This is a genomic window from Streptomyces ossamyceticus (assembly GCF_001418475.1).
Lineage (GTDB): Bacteria > Actinomycetota > Actinomycetes > Streptomycetales > Streptomycetaceae > Streptomyces > Streptomyces ossamyceticus.
Genome location: NZ_LIQX01000893.1, coordinates 1 through 4,163, shown reverse-complemented (window position 1 = coordinate 4,163; position 4,163 = coordinate 1). Strand labels below are relative to the sequence as shown.

The 4,163-nt window shown below is 71.9% G+C and carries 4 protein-coding genes; all 4 read left to right on the top strand.

Going from position 1 to position 4,163, the window contains the following annotated elements:
* A partial coding sequence (locus AOK15_RS40225) for a L,D-transpeptidase (RefSeq protein ID WP_157870527.1) occupies positions 1–570 on the top strand: 570 nt, incomplete at its 5' end.
* A 58-nt stretch (positions 571–628) separates the two neighbouring features.
* Positions 629–1,795 (top strand): alanine racemase, encoded by a 1,167-nt coding sequence (alr, locus tag AOK15_RS40220; RefSeq protein WP_055524089.1) that lies wholly within the window; start codon positions 629–631, stop codon positions 1,793–1,795.
* A 189-nt stretch (positions 1,796–1,984) separates the two neighbouring features.
* On the top strand, positions 1,985–3,226 hold the full coding sequence (locus AOK15_RS40215) for an alpha/beta fold hydrolase (protein ID WP_055524087.1): 1,242 nt from the start codon (positions 1,985–1,987) through the stop codon (positions 3,224–3,226).
* The gene (tsaE, locus tag AOK15_RS40210; RefSeq protein WP_185093604.1) at positions 3,192–3,773 is read left to right on the top strand and encodes a tRNA (adenosine(37)-N6)-threonylcarbamoyltransferase complex ATPase subunit type 1 TsaE; all 582 of its coding nucleotides are present in this window, start codon (positions 3,192–3,194) and stop codon (positions 3,771–3,773) included. Before AOK15_RS40215 ends, tsaE begins: the two co-directional genes overlap by 35 nt.
* Positions 3,774–4,163: the final 390 nt, after the last annotated feature.

Sequence of the window (4,163 nt, the reverse complement as noted above, 5' to 3'; positions counted from 1 at the left end):
GGGCCGTACCAGAAGCAGGTCGAGCGGTGGCTCAAGCGGAAGAACGCGGACGCGAGGCAGTCGCGGGCGGACTGCCTCGCCATCCGCGCGTTCCAGATCAAGGAGGGCATCAAGCCGGCGATCGGCTTCGCCGGGCCGGTGACCTGGGCGCGGATGCAGTTCCTGTCGGCCCGCAAGAACCCCAACGCGGCGGGGAAGTGCCCGGTCCGCACGTACCGGGTGGCGTGCGTGGACCTGACGCGGCAGGTGACCTGGGTGCAGAAGGGCAAGAAGGTGGTGTTCGGGCCAGCGCCGATCCGCAGCGGGCGGCGGCAGTACCCGACCCGCGCGGGCTGGCACACGGTGTACTGGAAGCACAAGAACCACTGGTCGACGCTGTATCACCAGCCGATGCCGTACGCGCAGTTCTTCAGCGGGGGACAGGCGTTCCACGCCGTGTACGGGTCCATCTACACGGAGATCGGGTCCATGGGGTGTGTCAATCTGCGGCTGGCGGACGCGCGGACCCTGTGGGGGGTGTTGAAGACCAAGGACCGGGTGTTCGTGTGGGGGCGACGGGCGGGCAAATGAGCCCCGGTGCATGGGGCGCCGGAGGGGTGTCCCCGGGCTCTGAGACACTGGGGCTGACATGAGTGAGACAGCGCCTTCGCGGACCGCGCCCCTGCGGGCCCGCGCCGAGATCGATCTGGATGCCCTGCGGGCCAACGTGCGGACCTTGCGCGCGCTGGCGCCGGGCGCTGCCCTGATGGCCGTCGTCAAGTCCGACGCGTACGGCCACGGGGCGGTGCGGTGTGCGCGGGCCGCGGTCGAGGCGGGGGCCGCCTGGCTGGGCACGGCCACGCCCGAGGAGGCGCTGGCGCTCCGCGCGGCGGGGCTGCCGGGGCGCATCATGTGCTGGCTCTGGGCGCCGGGCGGGCCGTGGCGGGAGGCGATCGAGGCCGACCTCGACGTGTCGGTCAGCGGGCTGTGGGCGCTGCGGGAGGTCACCGACGCCGCCCGTGCGGCGGGGGCACGCGCGCGTGTGCAGCTCAAGGCCGACACGGGGCTCGGGCGCAACGGCTGCCAGCCGGAGGACTGGGCGGAGCTGGTCACCGAGGCGCTGGCCGCCGAGACCGAGGGGCTCGTCACCGTCACCGGGATCTGGTCGCACCTCGCCTGCGCCGACGAGCCGGGGCACCCGTCCATCGGCGTGCAGCTCGGCCTCTTCCGCGAGATGGTGACGCACGCGGAGGGCCGGGGCATACGGCCCGAGGTGCGGCACATCGCCAACTCGCCCGCCACGCTCACCCTCCCGGAGAGCCACTTCGACCTCGTCCGGGCGGGCATCGCCCTCTACGGCATCTCCCCCAGCCCGGAGCTGGGCAGTTCGGCCGACCTCGGGCTGCGTCCCGTGATGCGGCTCAGCGCCTCTCTCGCCCTGGTCAAGCATGTGCCCGCAGGGCACGGCGTCAGCTACGGGCACCACTACGTCACCCCGGGCGCCACGACCCTCGGCCTCGTCCCCGTCGGCTACGCGGACGGCATCCCCCGGCACGCCTCCGGCACCGGGCCCGTGCTCGTCGGCGGGAAGTGGCGGACGGTCGCGGGCCGGGTCGCGATGGACCAGTTCGTCGTGGACCTCGGCGGGGACGAACCCGCCGTGGGTGACGAGGTGGTGCTGTTCGGCGCCGGTGACGACGGTGAACCGACCGCCGAGGACTGGGCGAAGGCGGCCGGAACCATCGCGTACGAGATCGTGACCCGCATCGGAACCCGCGTACCGCGCGTCTACGTCCACACGGGTGAGCAGGCGTGAGGAATTCCGTACCCACGAACGGGTGAGTGTGTGAGCTGCCCCGCAGCTCTGAACGCGCCCGCGCCGACGCGAGTACAACACGAGTAAGCGCGAGTACACCACGAGTAAGTGAAAGACGAACAAGACGGGAAACTCCGTACAGGTGTGCGGAGCGGCTAGGGCCCGAGGGCCGGCGAAGAGGAGCGGGATGTGAGCGAGAGCAGCGCGGAGGCCGTGGAGGCCGTCGCGAGCGCGGCCGCCACAGCCGCGTCCGCCGCCGGTGGGACCTGGCGCAGGGCCGGTGTAGCGGGGGCGGCGATAGGTGTGGTCGCCGCGGGCGCGGCCGCCGGTGTCGCCATAGAGCGGCTCACCGTGGGCCGCGGCATGCGCAGGAAGGCCCGGCTCGCGCTCGACTCCACGGGCCCCTACGGGACACTGCGCGGCACCCCCGGCAAGGCGTACGCGGACGACGGCACCGAGCTGTACTACGAGGTCGACGACATCGAGCCCGAGGCCGGTCTCGCGCCTCGCAGACGCCGCCTCTTCGGCCGCAAGTCCCCCGCGCCCGTCACCGTCGTCTTCAGTCACGGCTACTGCCTCAACCAGGACTCCTGGCACTTCCAGCGGGCCGCGCTGCGCGGTGTCGTCCGGACCGTGCACTGGGACCAGCGCAGCCACGGCCGCTCCGGTCGGTCCCAGGCCGTCGACGGGGCGCCGGTCACCATCGACCAGCTCGGGCGCGATCTCAAGGCCGTGATCGACGCGGCCGTGCCCGAGGGGCCCATCGTGCTCGTCGGGCACTCCATGGGCGGGATGACCGTCATGGCCCTCGCCGCCCACTACCCCGAGCTGATCCGCGAGAGAGTCGTCGCCGTCGCCCTGGTCGGTACGTCGTCGGGGCGGCTCGGCGAGGTCAACTTCGGGCTGCCCGTCGCGGGCGTCAACGTGGTGCGGAGGGTGCTGCCGGGGGTGCTCAGGGCGCTCGGGCAGCAGGCCGCGCTGGTCGAGCGGGGGCGGCGGGCGACCGCCGATCTGTTCGCCGGGATCATTAAGCGGTACTCGTTCGCGTCGCGGGACGTCGACCCGGCGGTCGAGCGGTTCGCCGAGCGGATGATCGAGGGCACGCCGATCGACGTCGTCGCCGAGTTCTACCCGGCGTTCACCGAGCACGACAAGACGGAGGCGCTCTCGGCGTTCGACGAGCTGCCGGTGCTCGTGCTGGCCGGGGTCCAGGACCTCGTCACACCGAGCGAGCACAGCGAGGCGATCGCCGATCTGCTGCCGGACGCGGAGCTGGTGCTCGTGCCGGACGCCGGGCACCTGGTGATGCTGGAGCACCCCGAGGTGGTCACCGACCGGCTCGCCGACCTGCTGACCCGGGCGGGTGCCGTGCCGACGGGGGCTACCGTAAGTGGTTATGGAAGCGCCAGCAGCACGGTACGTCCCGGGTGAGCCCGGAGCCGTCCCCACCTCACCCTCGTCGCCCTCTTCACCCTCGTCGTCTTCGTCGTTCGTGACGTCCTTCGAGGCCGTCGTGCAGTCTCCCGAGCAGATGCTGGAGTTGGGCCGTCGGTTGGCCAAACTGCTGCGTTCGGGTGATCTCGTCATGCTCAACGGCGAGCTGGGCGCCGGGAAGACGACCCTGACCCGGGGGCTCGGGGAAGGGCTCGGGGTGCGCGGAGCCGTCACCTCGCCGACGTTCGTCATCGCGCGCGTGCATCCCTCGCTGGGGGAGGGGCCGCCGCTCGTCCACGTCGACGCGTATCGCCTGGGCGGCGGGCTGGACGAGATGGAGGACCTCGATCTCGACGTCTCGCTGCCGGATTCGGTGATCGTGGTGGAGTGGGGCGAGGGGAAGGTCGAGGAGCTGACCGACGACCGGCTCCATGTCGTCATCCACCGGGCGGTCGGCGACACCACCGACGAGGTGCGGCATGTGACCGTCACCGGGGTCGGGGAGCGGTGGGCCTCCGTCGAGCTGGGGGTGCTGTCGGCCTGAGGCTCCGCCATCGGGTGGGGTGCGCCCTGCGCCGGTTCCGACAAGGTGTCGGCAAGATGTTGCTTTGGTGCGTCCGGCGTGGTCACATGGTAGCCAGTCCTATGTTAGGTCTACCTAACTTGGTTCGCCGGTGGCACCAGGAGGCGTCCATGCAGGGTTCGGAGCGGCGGGATGGGCGGCCGACCGGAGGCCACTCCGGGGCGGTCTCCGGGGTTGCCGGGGTGTCGATGCGGGATCTGTTGGCCAGCTGTGCGGCGGCGAAGGTGGTGTCCACGCCGGCGGCTCCGCCGGTTCGGGGGGAGGATCGGCGACCTGCGGAGAAGCGGCACCCTCGAGCTGCGTAGGGGTTGCGCCCTCGGAGGGGTGGGTCGGTCGTGTCGCGGCTGCGGG